Origin of the sequence: Campylobacter anatolicus (genome assembly GCF_018145655.1) — a bacterium.
In the GTDB taxonomy this organism is placed as follows: Bacteria; Campylobacterota; Campylobacteria; order Campylobacterales; family Campylobacteraceae; genus Campylobacter_A; species Campylobacter_A anatolicus.
The window spans coordinates 35,377-58,103 of record NZ_JAGSSY010000003.1; the positions used below are offsets into that span (position 1 = coordinate 35,377).

A 22,727-nucleotide genomic window follows, 5' to 3' on the forward strand; every position below is an offset into this window, starting at 1 on the left:
TATTTATTATTTTATTTAATTACCAAGCTCTTTTAAAATATCTAAAAAATAAATTTCAATTTTATTACCGTCAAAATATTCAAAAAATTTATAACAATTTTTTTCGTCTGATTGTGGATAATAAATATGAGTATTTGGGCTTTTAAATAGTTTATGATAAGTAAAAAGTTGGTAAAAATCGCTTTGGCTAAAGTCATTATTTTTGCTGATTACTTTCCATTTTGCATCAGCGATAAACTCTATATCTTTGCCATTTTTTGCAACAAAATCAGGACTAATGCCAAACAATCCTTTAACAAAATTACGACTATTAAACTGCTCTAAAATTTCTAAATTTGGCTTACTTTTTCTCAAATACCACCCCACAAAGCTCTCAAAAAGAGTTTGCATAGGAAATAAAATTGCAAAAGCCACACTATTACCACAAAAGATATCAAAGCTTGAATGATTTAGAAATATTTTCGACCATATTAGGGCGTTTTCATAGTGCCTTAATCCTCGCTCTTTTTTAATGCTACGAAAATCAGCTATAAAATTTGACGAGTATTTTATATGCCCCATATGCTCTAAATATTGTAAAATAAGACGTTTATTATTCCAGTCATTTGATGCTTGATAAAGAAAATTTAGTGTGCTTTTTAAAAGGCGATTTTCAGGGCAATTTTGATTATAATCCGAAAATTCCATGAAAAATCTCTCTTTATGAGCCAAATTTAAGCGTAAATTCTCATTAAATAGTAACTTACCCTTTAAAAAATACTGATTTTCTTGTAAATAGGTATAGTCTGACTTGAGTCCATGCTTAATAATTCGCCCAATATCGCCTAAAAACATATTTATAAAAATCTCAAAAATTCGCATATGTTTTAGATAATTAAAATTTGCTTTATCTATGTGTTTATAGTTTGGTAATTTATAAAGTATGCATAAAAGCTTGACTAATAGCACTTTTGCATCATTTTGGCTTTTTTGTCTATTTTCATTTTTTTGGCTTTTTGCTATTTTTGGTAGGATTTCTATTGTGAGACCACTTTTAAATTGCAAAGTCCCAACATAATTTTTAGCACGTAAACATTTGCCGTTTTTAACAAATTCAAAGATCTGCTGCCCTGCATCGCTTTTAACAAATTCTTCTAGCTCATTATATTGATCACTACAATTTATAGAGTCGCAAAGATACTTGCTAGTGTATTCGTCATCGCTCTTTTTGCCATTAAAAATAAGCCCAAATTCACTTATCTGTATTGTCTGCTGTTTCATCTTTGCTATGCTCTTGGCTAGATGTATCAAATTTATCGTAAATTGCTTTAAAATCCCACTTGCTAGTATCTGAGATTTTATAAATTATTTTATTATTGTTGCTTTGTATATTTTTTAGATATTCTGATTCTTCTTTATCCTTCTTAAAAAAGCTACTATTTAAAATTTTCTTAATATTTTCCCAGTCATCATAAAAATATTCAGATAAAAGTGGAATTATCTTATTTTTAAATACATCTTTAAGGTCATCTAAATTTTTAATACTTATTAAATAAGCGTGTCCAATTTGATGATCTCTATCGTAAAGGAATTCGATTCTTCTGTTGATAGCTTTTAACATTTTTCTTAAATTTATACCATCTACATTATCTGATAAGACTTCATAATCAGGCATCATCTCTACGAATTCAAATCTTCTACGAAGTGCTGTATCAATGGGAGTGATACTTCTATCAGCTGTATTCATTGTACCGATAATATAAAGATTTTTTGGTACACCAAATTCAGTCTGCGAATAAGGAAGTCTTGCAACTAGCTCATCGTCTGCACCAATTCTTTTTGATGGCTCGATTAATGTAATTAACTCACCAAAAATTTTTGAGATATTTCCACGATTGATTTCATCGATGATTAAAATATAGTTTTTTCTATTTTTTTGATCATCTTTTATAAGGATTTGTTTAAAATCATCAATTTTTAAATTGCTTTTTATATTATAAATACTCTTTTGCATGAATTTTTTATATAAAATTTTTTCATAACGCATAGGTTCTTTAGGTACAAAAATCCATTTTACATTTCTGGCTTGAACAAAACTACCTAAATTATCTTTATCTAAAAATTTATATTCGCCTGTTATTTGAGCTACTGCCCTTAATTTTTTGTTTCCTAATGAAATTAAAATTATATCTCCATTTTTTATCTCGTTTTTTAGTATATTTATAGCTATGGCTGGAAAATCTTGTTTTTCTTTTCCCATAAGCTTTAAAATTTGCTTGACGTCTTTACATTTGCTAAAATCAAGCCGTTCGCCAAGACCGAGCAAAATAACATTGTTTTTAATACAATAGTCAAATACAAAATCTTCTTTTGAATTTTGAGAGTCGCCTAAAGACATCTTCCAAAAATTTACATCGTCTTTAAAAACTAAGGTCTGAGTAGGCTTACTTTCAATATTCTGTGCTGTTTTACAAAGCCTTTTAAAAATTCCATCTTTAATACTATATATTATTTTTCTGCTTTCGCTAATCTCGCCATTGTCTAAATTTGGCTTTATGCCTTCCACAAACTCCTCATATCCGTAGCTTTGATGAAAGGTTATAAACTCGATTTGTCCGTTATCTTTGTATTTTTTAAATTGCTTTTTTATATACTCTTTGTCATCTAAAGAATTTTGTTCTATTATGTTTACGGCTATTTTTACTGTATTGTAAGTCTTTCCTGTGCCTGGAGGTCCATATAAAATTTGGTTTAATGGATAATTTACTATATCTTCATTATTTAATATGCAATCTGTGCTTTTTTGAGATTTTATTTCACGCTTTCCTTGGGTACTTTTAAAATCTTCATAATCTATCTTTTGTTTCATATTTTTTCCTTATTATTTTTTATAATAAAATCATTTAAATTCTATTCCAAATTTTAATAGATTGTCAAGTTATTTTTGTGGAGAGGCAAAGAAAATGAGAGTGAAAAAATGTAAAGTTTTAATCACTATCATTTTAAATACAAGACACTCTCGTTTTTTGATGTATGGATACAAATAACCCATCACCGCATTATATACAATATTATAAATTTTGTAAATGAAAAGTATGATTTTCAATATAAAACTTATAAAAATACCAATTCTAGGGCTTATGTTAAAAATCTCAAAATGTATTTTAAGGTTTAAAAAGCTTAAAGTAAAAAAATGGCTTAAGAATTCAATAAAAAATTGTAAAAATTGGTATATTTCTTAAATAAAAAATATACATACACTATAAGCAATTTTTATAATTTCGAACAAATTTATTAAAACAAAGAGATGTTAATCAACAAAATAGACAATGAATGCAGTAAAGATATTTTTAAAGAGAAAGAACATTTTAATATCAACCATGAAACGGCAATATATAATCAAAATAGTTTAAGAAATATTGTTATAAAAATTTGTGATTTTATAGATATATGCAAAAAATCTAAATTTAGATTATGCCGAAATTAAAAACAGTTTTTATCAAAACTGATACTACTATATATTTTGTTTAACAAATTTTAAGTTTTTTTTGATAAAATTTACTCATACTTCGAGAGGCGGACTAGACGCCTTGAGGGATATGCCATATCCCTCTAAACTATCCCAATGAACTTATTTAATACATCAGATAGAAATTTATTTAGCTCTTTTGGCATAATGCCTATATTTGTATCATTAAGCCTATAGGTGATCCTTGGGTATGTTTTATTATTAACAGATCTTATTTTTAGTATATTTTCCCAATGGTAACATCGATTGCGAATAGTAAGAAGTAGGCTCAACAAAATGTCGGCTTTATCTATATCGGAAAAATCGTTTTTTCTATCATTGAAAAAGAAAAAATTTCTATTGCTATCGCTAAACGCCCTAAAATCTAACTCATTTAAATTTTCAAATATATACATTTGCAAATGGTTTTCTTTGGCTAAATATATAATTTTACCAAAGCTAAAATTTGATAAATACTGATCATGCGTTAGATCAGCAAATTTAAATCTTTTATCTATGCTTATTTTTTCGGCAAGTATTTGTTCATGATTTGAGTTTTTAATCCACTCTGTACCGTATATCTGCTTTAAATAAAAATCAACAATATTTCTTATAGATATTTCTATCATGGCAATGTTTGGAGTAAGTATTGCAATTGTCCTTAAATTTTTACAATGCTCATCTATGCTATTATATGAACTAAGGCGTTCTTTTGATATTATATTATCTATTGTTTTTATAAATTTTTGCATTTTCATCCTGATTACTGTAACGTTTTTTCATTAATTTGCATATTCAAATCTTGGCTAATTTTAATTGTATCATTTTTTGATTTAACTACTGTTTGATTAATATATTGTTTAATTTCTGCATTAAATTTCTTTAAAATTTTGATAGTTGGCATAGAGTATTTTTTTAAAGGCTTTAACTCTTTTTCCAATCTATCATTTACAGAAACGTCCCACATTTTTTTATAAGATGTTTTTTCGATTGTATTTTTCGTTTTTTTATCAAAATAAACAAATTTCATCTCCTGCTCTCCAGTAATAGCAAAGCGACAAAATTCTCCGACATTAATTTTATTTTCCTCAATAACTTTTTTTAAATCCTTGCTCCAAATAGTTACAATTTTCCCTGTCGGTGTTTTATAATTTACATAGTAACTTTGATCATTATCTGAGTTAAATTTATATGGTGCTTCACCAAACCCAGTTACTTCATAATGGTGTGATTTTATTTCAGGCTCATCAATAATTTTTCCATCTTTGTTAATCTGGATTTTTTTTCTAATCGTTGCAGTAGCATCAATATTCATTCGGTTAAGCTCTAAAGCAAAATTTTTTCTAAGATCATCTAAGTCAGATTTTTTAGGATTAATTCTTTTTCCATGAGCATCTGTAATTTTTAAACATATATGGCAATGTGGATTATCTGTATCATTGTGAATAGCAGCTAAAAAATAATTATCAGGAAATTTTTCCTTTAAAACTTTTATGGCAGCTTCTTGAATTTTGTTTGCTGGTGCTTGCAAATGATCTCTCATAGAAAAAACAAAATTTAATGTTTCTCTTTTTGGTTTTTTGGCATTTGTATTTACTCGTTTTTTATAAAAAAGCTCTTTAATATTATTTCTTGTTTAATATACTTGTTTAAGCCATCTCAAACACCCTACTTTAGGGGTCTAAATTTGCGAAAAACGAGTTTTTTCTTGTCAAAAACCGAGCAAAAGTTTGATTATTTTATCGCTTTCAAGCTATATTTTATAATATTAAAGATATAATCTTTGTATTTTCAATAAAGGGGTAAAATGCAAACAATCACAATTATGGGCGAAAACCTTAGCCAACAAGCAATCGGAGCATTTAGTGCAATGGCACAAGCTATGACGCCAAAGTATCAAATCAAGTATATTAATACCTTAGAAACCAAAGAGTTAGAGGTGCCAACTGAAAATAGACTAAGCAAAGAAGACGCTAAATATCTAAAAGCAGTGGTTGCAAAGGCTCAAAGCGGTGAGCTAAATACATACACATCGCAAGAATTTGAAGCAAAAATGGCTGAGAAAGGCTTTGTGTGGTAATAATATATAGCGATGATTTTTTTGACGCCCTTTCTGAAATTAGGAATTTTATTGCACTAGATAGTAAATCACGAGCCGATAAATTTACAAAAAATCTACGCACCGAAATAGAAAAAATAGCTTCTATGCCGTATAGTTATCGTAAAAATTTTGATGCCGAAAACGAAAACGTTCGAGATCTGATCTATAAAGGCTACGTTGTTCCGTTTTACGTCGATAATACAAATGACACTATTACAATTCTTTTGATTTACAAAGAAAATTTACCAAAGATAAATTTTAAAAATCTAAAGGAAATCAAATGATCGGATATAAAAGGCTGCTTGCTAAAAACTTACAAAATAACGAATTTAATGAGCTTGGTTCAAAGAATATACCGCTATTTGAGATAAAAAAGAGGCTAGTAAGGGCAAGACTTGATGCCGGACTTAGTCAGACGGATATTGCAAAACTAATGAACGTCTCTCAAAGTGTTGTGGCTAGGTTTGAAGGTTCTGCGGATGCGGATTTTAAATTTTCAACCTTACAAAATTATGTTGCTGCGTGCGGTTTGAAGTTTGATTTTAGCCTAAATCGTTAATTTTTATTTTATACCCCTAAAATACGTGTCAAAAATCTCGAAAACCGAGATTTTTCTCGGCAAAATTTTTCTAAATTAGTATCATCGTTATTTTTGAAAATATAGTACTTTTATAAATTTTTAGTATTTTGTTGTTTAAGAGCTTTTAATTTTATTTCAGTAGCTATTATTTCTTGAGAAGTTTTATCAAGTTTTCTAAAATGATTTAATAGTTCTTGTTCGATTGGTGTAACTTTTTGTAAATCTTTTTTATAGTAGCTAAGTATTAAATTATACAGATTGGGCTTACTTATTTCCCAGTTATAAAGGGGTTGAATGCTTATATTTATTTTATTTGCTATTTCTTTTTTAAAAGAAGTTATTGCATCAACTCTTTTTTTCATCATTTTTTTTTAATTATCCCTTGATTTTTTAAATAAAATTATATTATAATTCAAAATATTTAAAAAATAATTTGTTATTTAAAATTATAGCATAAACAATTTAGCATTTAAATACTAAGTTTATTTATGTGTAACTGTTTAGTAATTTTTTTATACAGTTTTAATGACACTTAAGATAAAATTAGCAATAAATTTCTAACAAAGGAGAAACCACTATGAAACAGATAGTCGCTGGTAGCATTTTAGTTGTTGGTTTGTTTTCGCTCACTGGTTGTTTTGAGCAAGAGATTAAAACAGCAGAGTATTTTAAAAATCATCCTGAGGAGATGGAAAAAGTTATCACAAAATGTCAAAAGGCAGAGAAAATGACTGACAGCCAAAAACAAGAGTGCGAAAATGCTTTTAAAGCTCAGGCTATGAAAAGAATGGGAACTGGTCTTGGCGATGACTTTTTTGAAGATAAAAGTCCTGACAAAAATAAAACAAAATAATTTACTTGTTTAATGGCATTTTATGCCGTTATTTTTTATTTAAATCAATCTTACTTGCGTTAGTATCATAAAGCTTATTTAAAACCTCATTTGCCCCATCTGCTTTTTTAGCATTTATCTGCATACCCTATAAGGTTATTTACCTCTAACCCTTTTTCTAAACTAGCTTTAAATTTGTCCTGCTCTTTTTCAGATGATTTAACAATAAAATCTAAAATTTGACTTACCTTAACAACATCTTTACTACCATCTTTTTTAGTAAATGTAAAGGTATCGTTGGGGCTAATTTGATTAGTGGATGTAAAATTATCCAGCCACTCTTTGAAGTTTTTGCATTGTATCCTCCTTGCAATAAATTTGCAAGTGTTATATCATAAAGTTATATAAAATACTATAACTACGCAAAGCTCAAGCTTTTTGTTAAATTTATACTCTCTTTATCATTCTTCGCAACACTTCAAATTCTTGCTCTTGCTGTTTTATTGTTACTAGAAGTTCGTCATTCTTTGCTATTCTCCAATCAAATACTTTGAATTAAATATGTAAAATCGTATTTTCCAAAGTCTCCTGCTAAAGTCGGAGACGAGCTATAATGATAGTCTAAGCCATTGTTTCTATTGAGTAAGTTGTTTGTATTAATTTTTTTGAATGAGCCATCTTGATTTTATAATTAATATTCATAATATTATTTACACGTAGTTTTGAAATAATACTGCTTGACTGGGCTCTTAAAAAGTCTTTTGTCCTATACTCTATCTGTGCTTGTCTATTGAGATATTCTACCGAAGTCATGATCTCATCACTAACCTTGATGGTTTCTTTTAAAGAGTAGTTTTTGTTTACTCTAGCGATATCTATATTGGGTAGTTTTAAAAACGAGATACTGTTTGAACCGCTTATCATTGTAAATCTTTTTAAAAAACTTTTAAGATAAATCAACAAAATTTAAGATTTGTTTATATAAAAACTAGCAACAACTACCAACTATAATAATTGCTAAACCTCTCAAAATATTTAGTGATTATACAATGGTTATACTAATTTGTGTATTGTTTGCTTAAATCTTTTGACTTTTAAGACTATAATAGCTGAAATAACTTTATAAAAACAGAGACAACAAAATAAGCTAACAAATCCGTTCATCGGCATATCTATCATGCTTGGCGTAATGATTTATATCTTATTTAAAATAAAGTTTTTCATGTCTTTTTATTTAATTTTTTTAAAATAAATATGGTTAATTTGTCATCTTTAAAATTTTTATACTCAAAATCATATCTGTATTTTTGATTTTACAAAATTTAAATCAGTAGCGGAGTTTTGCCCTAAAAATAGGGCAAAACTTAAGAAGTAATTAAACTTATATCGCTTTTAGCATTATTTTTGTTAATTTTTTGCTAAACTCAGCTGGATTTTCTAGGTTTATGCCTTCATTTAGCTTTGCCATACCTAATAAAAGCGGTGCAATGTCATAGACTGCACTCACGTCTTTTTCAAGCTTTGTAAATATCTCATGTTTGGCATTTATCTCAAGTATTGGCTTGATTTTTGGTAAGTTATCTGCCTGTCCCATCTGTCTTAGCATTGACTGCATAGCGTAGTCTGGGTCGTTTTTATCATAGATTAAAACTGCCGCCGAGTCGCTTAAACGCGAGCTTAAACGCACATCTTTAACATCATCTTTTAAAATTTCACGCATCTTTACAAGGGTATTTGCGACTTTGCTTTCATCTACTGGCGTCTCATCACTCTTTATCTCATCGTTTATATCAGCATGTGAGATCGATTTTATCGGAGTTTTATCAAACTCATTTACCATCGGCATCACGATAGTGTCTATCTCTTCATCCATTATAAGCACTTCAATATCATTTTTGTTAAAGCTCTCTAAAAGGGGTGAGTTTTTTAGCATATTCTCGTTGTTGCCACTGATGTAATAGATACTCTTTTGATCATCTTTCATTGAGTCTTTATACTCTTTTAAGCTAATTAATTCGTCGCGTTTATTTGATTTAAACATTACTAAATTTAATATTTGCTCTTTATCGTTACCAAATCCATAAAGCCCCTCTTTGATAACCTTGCCAAAAAGTTTGTAAAATTTTATATATTTTTCTCTATCGCTATCTTTTAGTTTTGCTAGTTCGCTTAAAATTTTCTTTATACTTTGCTCTTTTACAGTTCGCATTATCGCATTTTCTTGTAAAATCTCACGACTCACGTTTAGTGGTAAGTCCTCTACATCTATGACGCCACGGATAAAGCGTAAAAACGGTGGCAGTAGCTCTTTGGCATCATCAGTTATGAATACACGCTTTACATATAGCTTTACGCCACTTTGATAATCTACGCGAAATAGGTCAAACGGCTCAGAGCTTGGTATGTAAAACAGTGTGCTATACTCCACTTTACCCTCAGCCTTTGTGTGTATGTAAAGCAACGGATCCTCGCTATCATGGCTTATTTGCTTATAAAAATCATTGTAATCATTTGCTTTTAAGTTAGATTTTGGCATACGCCAAAGAGCCGATGCTCGGTTGATTTGTGTATTTTTACTCTCATACTTACCATCCTTTTCGCCCTCAGCTGGTGCGATATATTCCTGCTTATCCATAAATATAGCATATGGGATGTGGTTTGAGTATTTTTTTATAATACTCTCAAGCCTCCACTCATCGGTAAACTCAGTATCATTTAGATGTAAAACTATACTCGTGCCGTGACTCTCTTTGTTTGTTGAAGCGATAGTGTAGTTCTTTGCATCTGAGCTCCATATAAAAGCCTCGTTGCTTAGGGCTTTACGGCTAGTAACTTCAATTTTATTTGCCACCATAAATGCTGAGTAAAAGCCCACACCAAACTGCCCTATGAGTGAGCTATCCTTTTTTGCGTCACCACTTAGGCTGTTTATAAAGCCCTTTGTACCACTTCTTGCGATAGTGCCGAGATTTGATATGAGTTCGTCTTTGCTCATACCAATACCGTTGTCGCTGATAGTTAGCGTTTTTGCGTCCTTATCCACAGTAATGTCAATGCGTGGAGTGTAATTTATAGCTTTGTAGCTCTCATCTGTTAAACAAAGGTAGTTTAGCTTATCTAGTGCGTCACTTGCATTTGAGATAAGTTCACGTAAAAATATCTCTTTGTTTGAGTAAAGCGAATGTATCATTAAATTTAATAGGTCATTCACTTCAGTTTGAAATTCAAATTTATCTGCCATTTTAACTCCTATTTTTATAAATTTTTGGCATATTATACCATAGAGTGCTAAAATAAATTTTAAAGTTGATAGGATTTATGTCAAGTTTTAAACTAAATAACTTTAAAATAATTTCATAAAATAATAAAATATGAAATATATTAAAACTTTACAGCTAAAATTTTACCGATATAGCAAAATATAAGGCAGAGTAAGACATTTAAAATGATATTAAAAATGGCTAAAATAGGGCTTTGTGATAGAAAAAGTGTCAAACTTTCATTTGTAAAAGCCGAAAATGTAGTAAATCCACCAAGCAGTCCTGTGATTAGAAATAATTTTAAATTTACATTTTGTAAAGCTTGTAAATTTAGTAAAAATCCTATACAAAATCCACCTAAAATATTGACAAATAGCGTTGATAAAGGCAAAGGTAAAACAGTAAATTTTAAAAAAATCAAATTTGAAAAATATCGTAAAATTGCACCGAGAAATCCACCAAACCCTACATAAAATGCACTAAGCATAAGCATCTATCTTGCTAACTCTTTGCTAAGTGTTTGTTGCATTGTATCACGCGTGTTTTCTAACCATCTCTCATTGGTAGTATCAATGAGAGGCATGTAGATGATTTTGATCTTACCATTTTTAAACGAAAAACGTTTAGCATCCATAATGTTCGTACCAACTATCACGACAGGTTGGGCTTTTAAATTTAGCTTTTCAGTTAGCACTTTTGCACCAACTTGAAATTTAAGCAGTTTTTCTCCACGTCCACGAGTGCCTTCTGGAAAGATAGCTATAACACGACCACTTTGTAATCTATCTTTAGCTTCTTTTATTAAATTTACTATTCCACGTGGCGATCTATCGATCGGTAGCATCTTTGGTAGAGTTAAAATTTTGCCTATTATTGGTATATCTCCTATCTCTTTTTTGGCAACCCAGCTGAGATTTTTAGGGTAAATTTCTTCCATTACAATGATATCAAGCATACTTTGGTGATTTATAAGTATGATATTTGCATCCAAATCCGGCTCACCTACGATTTCAATCTCATAAAGCCCAAAAAATCTTTGTATTCTGGCCCAAATACGACGAGCTTTATGCATGTGTTTTGGAAACAACCACATAAAAAATATAATTAAAATGACGCTGATGATAAATTCTATAGCGTATAAAATCGCTTTAATTTTTGATAAGATCATCTCTGTTTACCCAACCTATCTTGCCATCTTTAAATAAAATTTTATACCACTCTTCTTTATCGCCTAAAATTTCAATATCTTCTTTTGTTTGTGATGTGTAAAATATAGTTGAATTTCTAGTCGGTAGTATGCTTACGCTTACATTTGGTTTTAATACAGCCTTGCCAAAAGGGTTATAAGTATAAATTCCGAGCGTGATAAACACTGCTGCAACGAAAAAATAGCTAAATTTACGTCTAATCAACGCCAATATAAAAAATAACGTAGCAAGTGAGTAAATCGCAATATCTTTGTAAGTGTTTAGTTCGCTTTGTTTTGGATTTAGTCCGATTTGAGTGCTAACATCATCATCTTCAACGCTCACAGGGAGCGAAAAACTCTCAAATTTAGCTTTTTTTAAGTTATAGTAGTTAAAGTCAAGCGTTTTTTTATTTGGCTTAAAGACAGCAAAATAATATGCACTTTGTGAATTAAAATCTCCGACTATAGTGTCTACGCCTTGTTTTAAAATAGTCTTATTTTCGATATAAAATGCACTTAAATCGACGTTTTTACCAACGATTTCAACAACCATTATATTATTTATGTCATCAAATTTTGTCGTCTTAAATTTTTTCACTTCCAAGCTATCAGCTACGATGTGATTATAATTTTCATCGCTTCTAAGCTCTTTTAGTTTTGGCATAAATACATTTATATTTGCGTGTTGGTAGTATTCGCCATTTCGTTTTAAATTTAGGCTTATTCGCACACTTTTTGCATTTATATTTTTAGCTTCTAGATAAAATTTAGCTATATATTTACCGCCACCGAGCGAAACCCACTCTAAATTTTTACTATTAAGCCATTTGATATTTGTTTCATCTACTTGAGTATTAAACTCCAGTTCTAGTTCACTTTGTGTATTTGCTGTAACATCTATGCTAAATATCTCACCGACAATAACCGATCTTGGCATATTTGTGCTTTGTAAAAGTAGCTCTTTTGCCTTTATACGCTCATAAATTTGAGAATCAGGTACCGATATATCAGGCTCGTTTGTAGGGATTATATTTTTTAATTGATCTGGTGTTAATGTCTGTGGTGTCGTGAGTTTTGAGCTTATGTCAGTATTTGTTTCTGGTGAAATTTGCACTGAATTTAGTGTAGGCAGTTGTGAAGTAGGATGTGATTGTGGCTGATTGACTAACTTATCTTCTCTAGCATTATCCATCATATCAAACACGCTTACTTCACTACTTCTATCAGCTGCGTATAAATTTATAACAAGCAAAAGGGGTAGTAAAATCTTTAACAAACTAGCCCTTTTAACATTTTTAATCCATCATCTGTGCCTACAATTTTTTCACAAGCACGTTCAGGATGTGGCATAAGACCAAATATTTTTTTGCTTTTGTCGCAAATGCCTGCAATGTTGTCTATCGAGCCATTTATATCGAGTTCTTTACCGTTTTTATCACAATATTTTAATAAAATTTGGTCATTATCATATAGCTTTTTACATACATCTTCATCAACAAAAAAGTTGCCTTCTCCGTGTGCTAATGGTATATTTACTACTTCACCTGCATTTAAATTTGATAAAAATTTATTATTGTTTGAAAATACTTTTAAATATTGGTATTTTGAGATAAAGTTTAAATTTTTATTGCGTCTCATCGCACCATCTAGGAGCTTAAGCTCAGTTAGCATTTGAAAACCATTGCAAATTCCAAGCACATAGCCACCTTTTTGAGCGTGAGCAATGACACCTTTCATTACTGGAGAAAATTTAGCAATCGCTGCTGTTCGCAGATAATCACCATAGCTAAAACCACCGGGCAATACTACTAAGTCAGCTTCAAAATTATCTTGCTTGTGCCAAATAATTTGTGTCTGACAACCAAGTAGTTTAAATGCATATTCTGTATCTGTCTCGCAGTTTGTGCCAGGAAAAAGGACGATGGCTACTTTCATAGCGTCTTCTCTTCGATGATTATCTCATACTCTTCGATAACAGTGTTTGCCAACAGCTCTTCACACATTTTTGTAAGCTGCTTCTTGGCCTTATCGCTGTCTTTTTCATCGATTAAATTTAATACAATCTGCTTACCTATACGCACATTCGAAACGTTGTTAAACCCAAGTGAGCTAAGTGCGTGTTCTGTTGCTTTACCAGCTGGATCTAAAACGCCACTTTTAAGAGCTATATTTATGATTGCTTTCATTTTTTACCTTTAAATTATGATAAAATTCTTCTTAAAACCTCTTCGTAAGCAACTTTTACGCTCCCTAGATCTTGTCTAAAGCGATCTTTGTCCAACTTTTCATTTGTCGTAGCGTCCCAGAATCTACAACTATCAGGACTTATCTCATCGGCAAGAAGTATGTTACCATCTTTATCCATGCCAAATTCTATCTTAAAATCAACTAGTTTTAAATTTCTCTCTTCGAAAAATTTAAATAGTATAGAGTTTATTTCACGTCCGATATGGCGTAGAGTTTGCAGATCTTTTTCACTCTTTACAAGACCCATAATAATACAATGTTCATCAGTTACTATAGGATCGTGGAGCTCGTCATTTTTATAATAAAACTCAACTAATGGAAATGGCAAAATGGTACCTTCTGCGATAGCTAAACGCTTTGTAAGTGAGCCTGTAGCAATATTGCGAATAACGACTTCAAGAGGTATGATATCACATCTTTTTACAAGCTGCTCTGTATCACTTATAGTCTCGACTAAGTCAGTTGCAATACCATTTTCTTTTAAAAGTTTAAAAATTTGTGTGCTAATCTTATTGTTTAATGCACCTTTGCCAGGCTCGTTACCTCTTTTTTGTGCATCAAAAGCGGTTAAGTCATCTTTAAACTCAGCGATCAACAAATTTGGATCGTCAGTCGCATACATTTTTTTACCTTTACCTTCGTAGATAAGCTCTCTCTTTTCCATTTTACTGCTCCTTTTGAGTTATTGTTTTATTTTTAGGACTTTTATGACATCTATTGCTGTTTTTAACTGTATATCTTCATCTATTTTTTGTTTTGTTATGATATTTTTTTCATCTTTTTGCTCAGTTTTATTTGCTTCACTTGGCTTTATGTTTATCTTTTCTAACTCACCTTGCAAGTGTGCCTTTAACTCACTCTCTTTTATAGAAAACGTGCTACTATCGCTTTGTGGGACTTTGCCGGGATGGACGATAACATCAGGTGTTACGCCTACAGCTTGAACGGTTTTGCCACTTGGCAGATAGTATCTTGCAGTAGTTAGCCTTAATGCCTCTGCATCATTTATAGGAAGTATAACTTGAACGCTACCCTTGCCAAATGTATTTTCCCCTACAACAACGGCACGTTTATGATCTTGTAGCGAACCGCTTACTATCTCACTTGCACTCGCACTTCCACCATTTACTAAGGTTACAAGAGGAGCTTTTGTTAAAGTATTGCTAGGGCTTGCTTTATACTCTATATTATCATCAGCATCGCGACCTTTTTGGGATACGATAATGCCACTATCAACAAATAAATTTACAAGTCCAACAGCTTGATTTAGTAAACCACCTGGATTATTTCTAAGATCTAAGATTATACCATTTACTTTTGGATTTGATTTTATAAACTCGCTTGCCTTACTAACTACGTTTTTATCAAAATTTGTAACACGGATATAAAGTATATTTTCATCTTTGATCTTTTTAGCATAGACTGATTCTACTTTGATGATATCGCGTATTATATTTACATCAAATGGCTTTTGTTCGCCCTTTCGTACGATGGTTATTGTTATTGGAGTTTTTGGCTTACCACGCATTTTATTGACCGCTTCATCTATAGTCGTGCCAATAGTTGCATTGCCATCTATGCGGACGATTATATCACCTGATTTTATACCAGCTTTATCGGCAGGAGTATCTTCTATAGGTGCGATAACGGTTAAAGCCCCATCTTTCATACCAACAGTTATGCCAAGACCACCAAATTCGCCGTTTGTTTGTATCTGCATATCCTTGAATGCTTTTTCGTTTAAAAATCCTGAGTGTGCATCTAAATTTTGCATTAAGCCACTTATAGCTTTGTCAATTAACTCTTGAAATTTTATATCATCAACGTAGTATTTTTCGACTGTTGATATGGTTTTGGTTAGTTTTGCAAGTGCCTCAAGCCTTGTATTTGCATCACTGTCGCTTTTAGCAACTAAATTTGATGAAAGTAGCCCACAAAATAGCAGTGTGGCTAAAAATTTAATATTCAAATTATCTCCTAATTTTGCGATAAAAACGAATTTTAATAATTTTTGCCTAAAAAACGGCTAAATTTATAAATTTCTTATATAAAAATTTAAAATCGTGCTAAATTTTATTAGCACTTATAAATATTAAGTGCTAATAACTTGACATTAAAGCACTAAAGTTATATAATACCATCATTATAAATAAAGGAGAAAATATGGCAAATTTAGCAGAAAACTTAACAGCACAAATGCAAGAGACTTTAGAAAAAGGCGTAGCTTTAGCACTTCACGCTAAAAATCCGCAAGTCGTGCCACTACACGTACTATGGGCTTTGGTGGCTGATAGTACTTCGTTGCTTAATCAAGTATTTAACAAAATGTCTGTCTCAAAAGAGGCGATGGAGCTAGAGATAAAAAGTAAAATTTCAAATTTACCAACTAGTTCAAACGTCATTAAAGAAAACGTTCAAATCTCACGAGAGCTTATAAACTCACTTGAGGCTGCAAAAGCTTTAATGACAAGCCTTGGAGATAGCTATATCGCCGTAGATACGTGGATAATGGCTGCTTTGGAGATAAGCGAGATAAGAGAAATTTTATCAAAATTTACTGACGTACTTGAGGTGCGTAAAAATTTAGAAGCTATAAGAGCAGGACGTAAGATAGATACGCAAACGAGTGATGAAACGCTTGATAGTTTAGAAAAATTTGGCATAGACTTAACTAAAAAAGCGTTAAACTCAGAGCTTGATCCAGTTATCGGACGCGATGAGGAGATCACACGGATGATGCAAATTTTAATAAGAAAGAGTAAAAATAATCCTATCTTGCTTGGTGAGCCAGGTGTTGGTAAAACGGCTATCGTTGAAGGTCTAGCTCAAAAGATAATTGCTCGTGATGTTCCAACTAGCCTTGCAAATAAGCGTGTTGTAGCCCTTGATATGAGTGCTTTAATTGCTGGGGCAAAATACCGCGGAGAGTTTGAAGATAGATTAAAAGCGGTCATTAATGAGGTCAAAAAAGCTGGAAACATCATACTTTTTATAGATGAGATTCACACGATAGTCGGGGCTGGAGCGAGTGAGGGCAGTATGGATGCAGCAAATATATTAAAGCCAGCTCTAGCACGTGGTGAGTTGCATACTGTTGGTGCGACAACACTTAAAGAGTATCGCAAGTATTTTGAAAAAGATGCCGCTTTACAACGCCGTTTTCAACCTATTGATGTGCGTGAGCCAAGTGTAAATGAGGCTTTGCAAATTTTACGTGGTATCAAAGAACGCCTTGAGGTTCATCACAGTGTTACTATAACCGATAGCGCACTTGTCGCTGCCACAAAGTTAAGCGATCGCTATATCTCAAATCGCTTTTTGCCAGATAAGGCGATAGATTTAATAGATGAAGCAGCAGCGGAGCTAAAAATGCAGATAGAGAGTGAGCCGTATGAGTTAGCTAAGATAAAGCGTGAGATAGTAACGCTTCAGGTAGAAAAAGAGGCGTTAAAAATGGAGGATGTAGAGAAAAATGCCGAGCGTTTGGGTGAGATAGAAAAAGAGATAGCAAATTTAAATGAGCAAAAACACTCGTTAGATACTAAATTCGAAAATGAAAAGGCTGTTTTTGGTGGAATTTCTAAGGCTAAAAAGCAGATAGATGCACTTAAAAATGAAGCTGAGATGGCACGCAGAAATGGTGATTTGCAAAAGGCTGCTGAGATAGAATATGGTAAAATTTTAGAGGCTCAAAATGAGCAAAAGCAGCTTGAAGAAAAATGGGAAGAGATGAAAAGAGCTGGAGTATTGCTTAAAAATCAGGTTGATGAGGAGATCGTAGCTGAAATTTTAAGCAAATGGACTGGAATCTCTGTCTCAAAAATGCTAACTAGCGAGAAACAAAAATATCTAATGATAGAAGAGTCTTTACGTGAAAGCGTAGTGGGTCAGGATGCCGCTATACACGCACTTAGCCGTGCGATAAAGCGAAATAAAGCCGGGCTAAATGAAGGTGCTAGACCGATTGGATCATTCTTATTTCTAGGTCCAACTGGTGTTGGTAAAACACAGTCAGCAAAGGCGTTAGCGAAGTTTTTATTTGATGATGAAAAGGCATTGATCCGCTTTGATATGAGCGAATATATGGAAAAACATAGTGTCAGCCGTCTGCTTGGGGCACCTCCTGGTTATGTCGGATATGATGAGGGCGGACAGCTAACAGAGGCGGTGCGAAGGAGACCATATAGCGTGATACTTTTTGATGAGATAGAAAAGGCTCACAAAGATGTATTTAACGTGCTTTTAGGTATTTTAGATGATGGTCGTGCGACTGATAATAAGGGTGTAACAGTTGATTTTAAAAATACGATTATCATTTTAACATCAAATATCGCTTCAAATTTTATTATGGATTTGGAGGGAGAAGAGCGTGAAAACGCGGTTAAAAATGAACTTAAAAACTACTTTAAACCAGAGTTTTTAAACCGCCTTGACGATACGATAATCTTTAACCCACTAAGTGAAGATGGACTTAGAGAGATAGTGGCTATAATGTTTAAAGAGCTTGAAAAAGTGCTTGCAAATCGCGGTATAAAGGCGACTTTAAGCGAAGAGGCTAAGAAATTTATAGCCTCTGCCGGATTTGATATAGTCTATGGTGCAAGACCACTTCGTAGAGCATTGTATGAGCTGGTGGAAGATCGCTTAGCTGAGATGATACTGCGTGATGAGATAGGTAGTGGTGATGAGATTATAATAGATGCCGATAAAGAAAATATCATTATAAATGTAAAACATTAAATTTAAAATGGCGTGAGTAAGGAAGGTGTCTTATTAAGCTCACGCCAAAACTTCTTTTAAATTTACGTAAAATCTATTCTAAGTAAAAATAGAATATTTATATCATTTATTAAAATCCCTAAATAAACGTTAAATTTATAATAATGTTAAATAAAACTTAATAAAATTAAACAGAATTTTAAGTTAATATTTATTACGATAATATCTGCGACCAAAATTTTAAAACAAGGATAAAGTATGCAACTAGATCCAAACTCTAGACGTGGCTTTATCTCTATGGTTGGTGTATTTTTTTGTAGCAAATACACTTAAAAGGCTACACTAATTAATTTTATTGAAACAAAATAGGAGATATTTTGTATGGTGATAGATCTCACTCGCCGTATAGACTGTTGTTATGCACGATAAACTACTCTATAGAAAACGGCGTTCCAGCAGAGGCATTTTGCACGATAGTCTCTTAATACGAAGCCACAACACAAGACGGATGTAGCATTGTCGCTTCATTGCCAAGACTTTATAACCACTTTGGCTCACCAGCCTATATAGATGTGCGTCACGAGGTTGTGACATACCAATGCACTAATGAAGTTGTTAAGATTATAGTTGAATGCTTTGTGCAGAGGCTTGTCTATACAGTGTAAGATACCTAAATATCTAAACTCTAAAGGTTAATAAATGCACTTTTTGCGACCATCGTTTAAGAGTTGGATTGTTATCGTCTTGTGTTGAGATCTGTGTAGGCGGTAGTCTTATAATAGGCAATCTAAACGATCCAAACTCAAACATTATAAAATTTATAGCCACACACAAGAAAATAGTAATAGATAGGCCAAAAAATACCAATTCGTATATGTTTTCTTAGGGTGTGAGTGAATTTTTAGCAAAAAATGATGAGAATACACAAAAAGCAACTAGAATGTAGAGTAGGGGGGGGGGCGTGATATGAAAAGACGAGAATTTATAAAAGGCTCAGTGATAGCAGCCACAGCAGTGCAGATGGGAGTTTATGGTAAAAGACAAAGAGGACTTTATGTCACAAGGTAGCTCAAATGAGTCTAAATTGATAGTAAAAGAGTATATAGCTAAAACCACTCTTTGATATTTTTCTATGTGTCATAGCTGTGTCGCAAAGTGTGGTATAAGGGTGCATTTAGATGAGAAAAACGACAAGGTACTTCACTGCGTTGTTAATCCTTATTATTCTATACATAAATATCTATAAAATTTTATTTGATAAATTAAAAGAATATAATAAAGCTATAAAATATAATACAATATGAAAATTTTACATATTGTATTAATTAAATTTCATTTAAGTTAAACTTTTATGTTACAAATTTAATTAACTCTTTGTTTAAATAGTAGTAAGATTTCATAAAACAATTTTATTATTAAAGGAGTTTTGTATGAATGGCGATTTGTTAATGCGAATAAACAAGCATTTAGATGAGTTGGCTACTTTACCAAGTATCAAGCAAAATGGCTCTATTGCAAAAGCCCTAAAAGACCATGGATTTAGCCGTCGTGATTTTATGAAATGGGCTGGGGCAATGACCGCGTTTATGGCATTACCTGCTTCTATGACACCTGTTGTGGCACGTGCTGCTGAGCTTAGTGATAGAGTGCCGGTTGTATGGCTACATATGGCAGAATGTACTGGCTGTAGTGAGAGTTTATTGCGTTCAGATGCTCCTAGCATTGATAGCTTGATATTTGATTATATCTCTCTTGAGTATCACGAGACGATTATGGCGGCATCTGGTTGGCAAGCGGAAGAAAATTTAGAAAGTGCAGTTGAAAAATACAAAGGCAAATACATACTTTTGGTAGAAGGAGGCATACCTACGGGAGAGACGGAGCATTATCTCACGATAGGTGGTCTTGGTATAAGTGGGCTTCATCACGCACAAAGTGCCTGTGAGAAAGCAGCTGCTATATTTGCCATCGGTACCTGTTCTAGTTTTGGTGGCATTCAAGCTGCACGTCCTAATCCTTCAAATTCTGTATCCTTAAGCAAAGTTACAAGTAAGCCCGTTATAAATGTCCCAGGCTGTCCGCCTAGTGAGAAAAACATCGTGGGTAACGTGCTTCACTATATTTTATTTGGCACACTCCCAGCACTTGATGTATTCAATCGACCAAGATGGGCTTATGGCTTACGTATCCACGATCTTTGTGAAAGACGCGGACATTTTGATGCTGGTGAGTTCGTACAAAGCTTTGGCGATGAGGGTGCTAAGCAAGGATACTGCCTATATAAAGTCGGTTGCAAAGGACCATACACGTTTAATAACTGCTCTAGAGAGAGATTTAATCAGCACACAAGTTGGCCAGTTCAAGCAGGACATGGCTGTATAGGTTGCTCTGAGCCGGATTTTTGGGATAATATGGGACCATTTGAAGAACCGATGGCAGATAGGCTGTTTGATACGGTTTTAGGACTTGGTGCGGATAACGTCAGTGACAAGATTGGAGTAGGGGTTTTAACTCTTGCAGGCATTGGTATTGCAGCACATGCAGCCATTGGCATAATGAAAAAAGATAAAGAGTAAGGTGGAGATAATGAGTGAACAAAGAATAGTAATAGACCCTATCACAAGGATAGAGGGACATCTTCGTATTGAAGTAGTTGTAGATGAAAATAATGTAGTTAAAGAGGCATACTCAGGTTCAACACTTTGGCGTGGTATAGAGCAGATCGTGCGTAATCGCGATCCACGTGACGTTGGCTTTTTTACACAAAGAATTTGTGGTGTTTGTACATTTTCACACTACAGAGCTGGTATAATGGCAGTTGAAAATGCACTTGGCATAAAACCACCATTAAATGCTGAACTAACTCGTACACTTATGAATAATGCCCTTTATCTACATGACCACGTTGTGCATTTTTATCAGCTTCACGGACTTGACTGGGTTGATATACTCTCAGCATTAAAAGCAGATGTGTTTAAGGCGAGTGAAGAGGCATTTAAATATTGCGATACACCTTATGCCACTGGGGCTGATAAGTTAAAAGAGGTAAAAGAACGTATTGCAGCCTTTGCTAAAAAAGGTAGTCTTGGACCATTTGCTAATGCATACTGGGGGCATAGCACATATAAATTTAGTCCAGAACAAAATTTAATTGTCCTTTCTCATTACTTAGAGTGTCTTAGAGTGCAACGTATAATGGCTCAGATGATGGCTATATTTGGTTCTAAAAACCCACATCCACAAAGCTTGACAGTAGGTGGTGTAACCTGTGTTATGGACTTGCTAAATCCATCACGTTTAGGCGAATATCTTACTAAATTTCAAGAGGTTGTTGAGTTTGTCAATCGTGCTTACTATCCTGATATATTAATGGCAGCTAAGGCTTATGGAAATGAATCAAGCGTATTAAATGATGTTGGTGTATCAAATTTATTATGTTACGATGAATTTTTAGTTGACAAAAATGACTATTTGCTAAAAGGCGGTGTGATATTAAATGGTGATATAAGCAAGGTTTATGATGTAAATGGCGATAACATCACTGAAGAGGCAACTCGTTCGTGGTATAAAGATGACGCACCGCTTCATCCATATGATGGTATAACAGAGCCAAACTACACAGGGTTAGTTGATATGAAAACTATTGATGGCAAGGGCGAGATGATAGACACCAAAGTCTTTAATGAAAAAGGTAAATACAGTTGGATAAAAGCCCCACGATATGAGGGTAAACCTATGCAGGTTGGACCTCTTGCAAGTATAGTTATTAATTATGCTAAAGGTAATCCACGCGTAGTAAAAATCGTTGATAAATTTTTACAAGATAGCGAGCTACCACTTAGTGCGGTATTTTCAACACTTGGCAGAACTGCTGCTCGTATGCTTGAAGCAAAGCTTGTTGCAGATCACGGACTTGAGGCTTTTAACTCACTTGTGCAAAATTTAAAAACAGATCAAGAGACCTGTGCGAAATATGTCATAGACAAAGATAAAGAGTATAAAGGCAACTTCCAAGGCAATGCTCCTCGCGGTGCTTTAAGCCATTGGTGTAGGATCAAAAATGGTGTCATAGCAAATTATCAAGCGGTTGTTCCTAGCACTTGGAACGCATCTCCAAAAGATGCTAAAAACGCACGTGGCTCGTATGAAGAGTGTCTTATCGGTTTAAAGATAGCAGACCTTACACAGCCACTTGAGATTATTCGCAAAATTCACTCATATGACCCATGTATTGCATGTGCAGTGCATGTTATGGACGCAAATGGCACAAAATTAGGCGAATATAAGATAAACGCAAATTTATAAGGAGGAG

The 22,727-nt window shown here is 32.8% G+C and carries 23 protein-coding genes; 9 read left to right on the forward strand and 14 right to left on the reverse strand.

Going from position 1 to position 22,727, the window contains the following annotated elements:
* Nucleotides 1-15 precede the first annotated feature (15 nt).
* The 4 genes from KDE13_RS05515 to mobP1 all read right to left on the reverse strand — a co-directional run bounded on the left by KDE13_RS05515 (nucleotide 16) and on the right by mobP1 (nucleotide 5,111).
* Nucleotides 16-1,260 (reverse strand): McrC family protein, encoded by a 1,245-nt coding sequence (locus KDE13_RS05515; RefSeq protein ID WP_212143067.1) that lies wholly within the window; start codon nucleotides 1,258-1,260, stop codon nucleotides 16-18.
* The gene (locus KDE13_RS05520; protein WP_212143068.1) at nucleotides 1,232-2,848 is read right to left on the reverse strand and encodes an AAA family ATPase; all 1,617 of its coding nucleotides are present in this window, start codon (nucleotides 2,846-2,848) and stop codon (nucleotides 1,232-1,234) included. The genes KDE13_RS05515 and KDE13_RS05520 overlap by 29 nt, the downstream gene beginning before the upstream one ends.
* Before the next feature lie 743 nt (nucleotides 2,849-3,591).
* Complete coding sequence (locus tag KDE13_RS05525) at nucleotides 3,592-4,239, reverse strand: hypothetical protein (RefSeq protein WP_212143069.1); 648 nt, start codon at nucleotides 4,237-4,239, stop codon at nucleotides 3,592-3,594.
* A gap of 11 nt (nucleotides 4,240-4,250) precedes the next feature.
* The gene (gene mobP1 / locus KDE13_RS05530; RefSeq protein ID WP_212143197.1) at nucleotides 4,251-5,111 is read right to left on the reverse strand and encodes a MobP1 family relaxase; all 861 of its coding nucleotides are present in this window, start codon (nucleotides 5,109-5,111) and stop codon (nucleotides 4,251-4,253) included.
* Nucleotides 5,112-5,294: 183 nt separating this feature from the next.
* Here mobP1 and KDE13_RS05535 point away from each other — a divergent pair, with 183 nt between their 5' ends.
* The 3 genes from KDE13_RS05535 to KDE13_RS05545 are packed head-to-tail and all read left to right on the forward strand — an operon-like array spanning nucleotide 5,295 to nucleotide 6,147.
* Entirely contained in the window at nucleotides 5,295-5,567 is a 273-nt protein-coding gene (locus KDE13_RS05535; protein WP_212141997.1) for a hypothetical protein, read from the forward strand.
* On the forward strand, nucleotides 5,561-5,872 hold the full coding sequence (locus tag KDE13_RS05540; RefSeq protein ID WP_212143070.1) for a type II toxin-antitoxin system RelE/ParE family toxin: 312 nt from the start codon (nucleotides 5,561-5,563) through the stop codon (nucleotides 5,870-5,872). Before KDE13_RS05535 ends, KDE13_RS05540 begins: the two co-directional genes overlap by 7 nt.
* Nucleotides 5,869-6,147, forward strand: a complete 279-nt coding sequence (locus KDE13_RS05545) for a helix-turn-helix domain-containing protein (RefSeq protein WP_046037566.1) — start codon at nucleotides 5,869-5,871, stop codon at nucleotides 6,145-6,147. Before KDE13_RS05540 ends, KDE13_RS05545 begins: the two co-directional genes overlap by 4 nt.
* 110 nt (nucleotides 6,148-6,257) lie before the next feature.
* On the opposite strand, the gene KDE13_RS05550 is transcribed toward KDE13_RS05545, so the two are convergent.
* Entirely contained in the window at nucleotides 6,258-6,533 is a 276-nt protein-coding gene (locus KDE13_RS05550) for a TetR/AcrR family transcriptional regulator (RefSeq protein ID WP_212143071.1), read from the reverse strand.
* Nucleotides 6,534-6,745: 212 nt separating this feature from the next.
* On the opposite strand from KDE13_RS05550, the gene KDE13_RS05555 reads away from it, so the two are divergent.
* Nucleotides 6,746-7,021 (forward strand): EexN family lipoprotein, encoded by a 276-nt coding sequence (locus tag KDE13_RS05555; RefSeq protein WP_212143072.1) that lies wholly within the window; start codon nucleotides 6,746-6,748, stop codon nucleotides 7,019-7,021.
* Between the two features lie 600 nt (nucleotides 7,022-7,621).
* Here the strand turns inward: KDE13_RS05555 and KDE13_RS05560 are convergent.
* The 9 genes from KDE13_RS05560 to KDE13_RS05600 form a co-directional block, all read right to left on the reverse strand.
* Complete coding sequence (locus tag KDE13_RS05560; protein ID WP_212143073.1) at nucleotides 7,622-7,924, reverse strand: hypothetical protein; 303 nt, start codon at nucleotides 7,922-7,924, stop codon at nucleotides 7,622-7,624.
* 457 nt (nucleotides 7,925-8,381) lie between these two features.
* A complete protein-coding gene (gene htpG, locus KDE13_RS05565) occupies nucleotides 8,382-10,241 on the reverse strand; it encodes a molecular chaperone HtpG (RefSeq protein WP_212143074.1) in 1,860 nt (619 codons plus the stop codon).
* A 140-nt stretch (nucleotides 10,242-10,381) separates the two neighbouring features.
* Nucleotides 10,382-10,753, reverse strand: a complete 372-nt coding sequence (gene crcB, locus KDE13_RS05570; RefSeq protein WP_212143075.1) for a fluoride efflux transporter CrcB — start codon at nucleotides 10,751-10,753, stop codon at nucleotides 10,382-10,384.
* On the reverse strand, nucleotides 10,754-11,428 hold the full coding sequence (locus KDE13_RS05575) for a lysophospholipid acyltransferase family protein (protein ID WP_212143076.1): 675 nt from the start codon (nucleotides 11,426-11,428) through the stop codon (nucleotides 10,754-10,756).
* Entirely contained in the window at nucleotides 11,409-12,725 is a 1,317-nt protein-coding gene (locus KDE13_RS05580) for an SH3 domain-containing protein (RefSeq protein ID WP_212141992.1), read from the reverse strand. Before KDE13_RS05580 ends, KDE13_RS05575 begins: the two co-directional genes overlap by 20 nt.
* The gene (gene purQ, locus KDE13_RS05585) at nucleotides 12,719-13,384 is read right to left on the reverse strand and encodes a phosphoribosylformylglycinamidine synthase I (RefSeq protein ID WP_212143077.1); all 666 of its coding nucleotides are present in this window, start codon (nucleotides 13,382-13,384) and stop codon (nucleotides 12,719-12,721) included. The genes KDE13_RS05580 and purQ overlap by 7 nt, the downstream gene beginning before the upstream one ends.
* On the reverse strand, nucleotides 13,381-13,635 hold the full coding sequence (purS, locus tag KDE13_RS05590) for a phosphoribosylformylglycinamidine synthase subunit PurS (RefSeq protein WP_212141222.1): 255 nt from the start codon (nucleotides 13,633-13,635) through the stop codon (nucleotides 13,381-13,383). Before purS ends, purQ begins: the two co-directional genes overlap by 4 nt.
* Before the next feature lie 14 nt (nucleotides 13,636-13,649).
* On the reverse strand, nucleotides 13,650-14,360 hold the full coding sequence (purC, locus tag KDE13_RS05595) for a phosphoribosylaminoimidazolesuccinocarboxamide synthase (protein ID WP_212141990.1): 711 nt from the start codon (nucleotides 14,358-14,360) through the stop codon (nucleotides 13,650-13,652).
* An 18-nt stretch (nucleotides 14,361-14,378) separates the two neighbouring features.
* Nucleotides 14,379-15,665, reverse strand: a complete 1,287-nt coding sequence (locus KDE13_RS05600; RefSeq protein WP_229204050.1) for a S41 family peptidase — start codon at nucleotides 15,663-15,665, stop codon at nucleotides 14,379-14,381.
* A 194-nt stretch (nucleotides 15,666-15,859) separates the two neighbouring features.
* On the opposite strand from KDE13_RS05600, the gene KDE13_RS05605 reads away from it, so the two are divergent.
* From KDE13_RS05605 to KDE13_RS05620, 5 genes are all read left to right on the forward strand, one after another.
* Nucleotides 15,860-18,436: an ATP-dependent Clp protease ATP-binding subunit gene (locus KDE13_RS05605; RefSeq protein ID WP_212143078.1), complete on the forward strand. Its 2,577-nt coding sequence runs from the start codon at nucleotides 15,860-15,862 to the stop codon at nucleotides 18,434-18,436.
* A gap of 506 nt (nucleotides 18,437-18,942) precedes the next feature.
* Complete coding sequence (locus KDE13_RS05610) at nucleotides 18,943-19,080, forward strand: hypothetical protein (RefSeq protein ID WP_212141219.1); 138 nt, start codon at nucleotides 18,943-18,945, stop codon at nucleotides 19,078-19,080.
* 68 nt (nucleotides 19,081-19,148) lie between these two features.
* Complete coding sequence (locus tag KDE13_RS09825) at nucleotides 19,149-19,301, forward strand: hypothetical protein (protein WP_411508635.1); 153 nt, start codon at nucleotides 19,149-19,151, stop codon at nucleotides 19,299-19,301.
* A gap of 562 nt (nucleotides 19,302-19,863) precedes the next feature.
* A complete protein-coding gene (locus tag KDE13_RS05615) occupies nucleotides 19,864-20,991 on the forward strand; it encodes a hydrogenase small subunit (RefSeq protein ID WP_212142030.1) in 1,128 nt (375 codons plus the stop codon).
* Nucleotides 20,992-21,001: 10 nt separating this feature from the next.
* Nucleotides 21,002-22,720, forward strand: a complete 1,719-nt coding sequence (locus KDE13_RS05620; RefSeq protein ID WP_212141218.1) for a nickel-dependent hydrogenase large subunit — start codon at nucleotides 21,002-21,004, stop codon at nucleotides 22,718-22,720.
* Nucleotides 22,721-22,727: the final 7 nt, after the last annotated feature.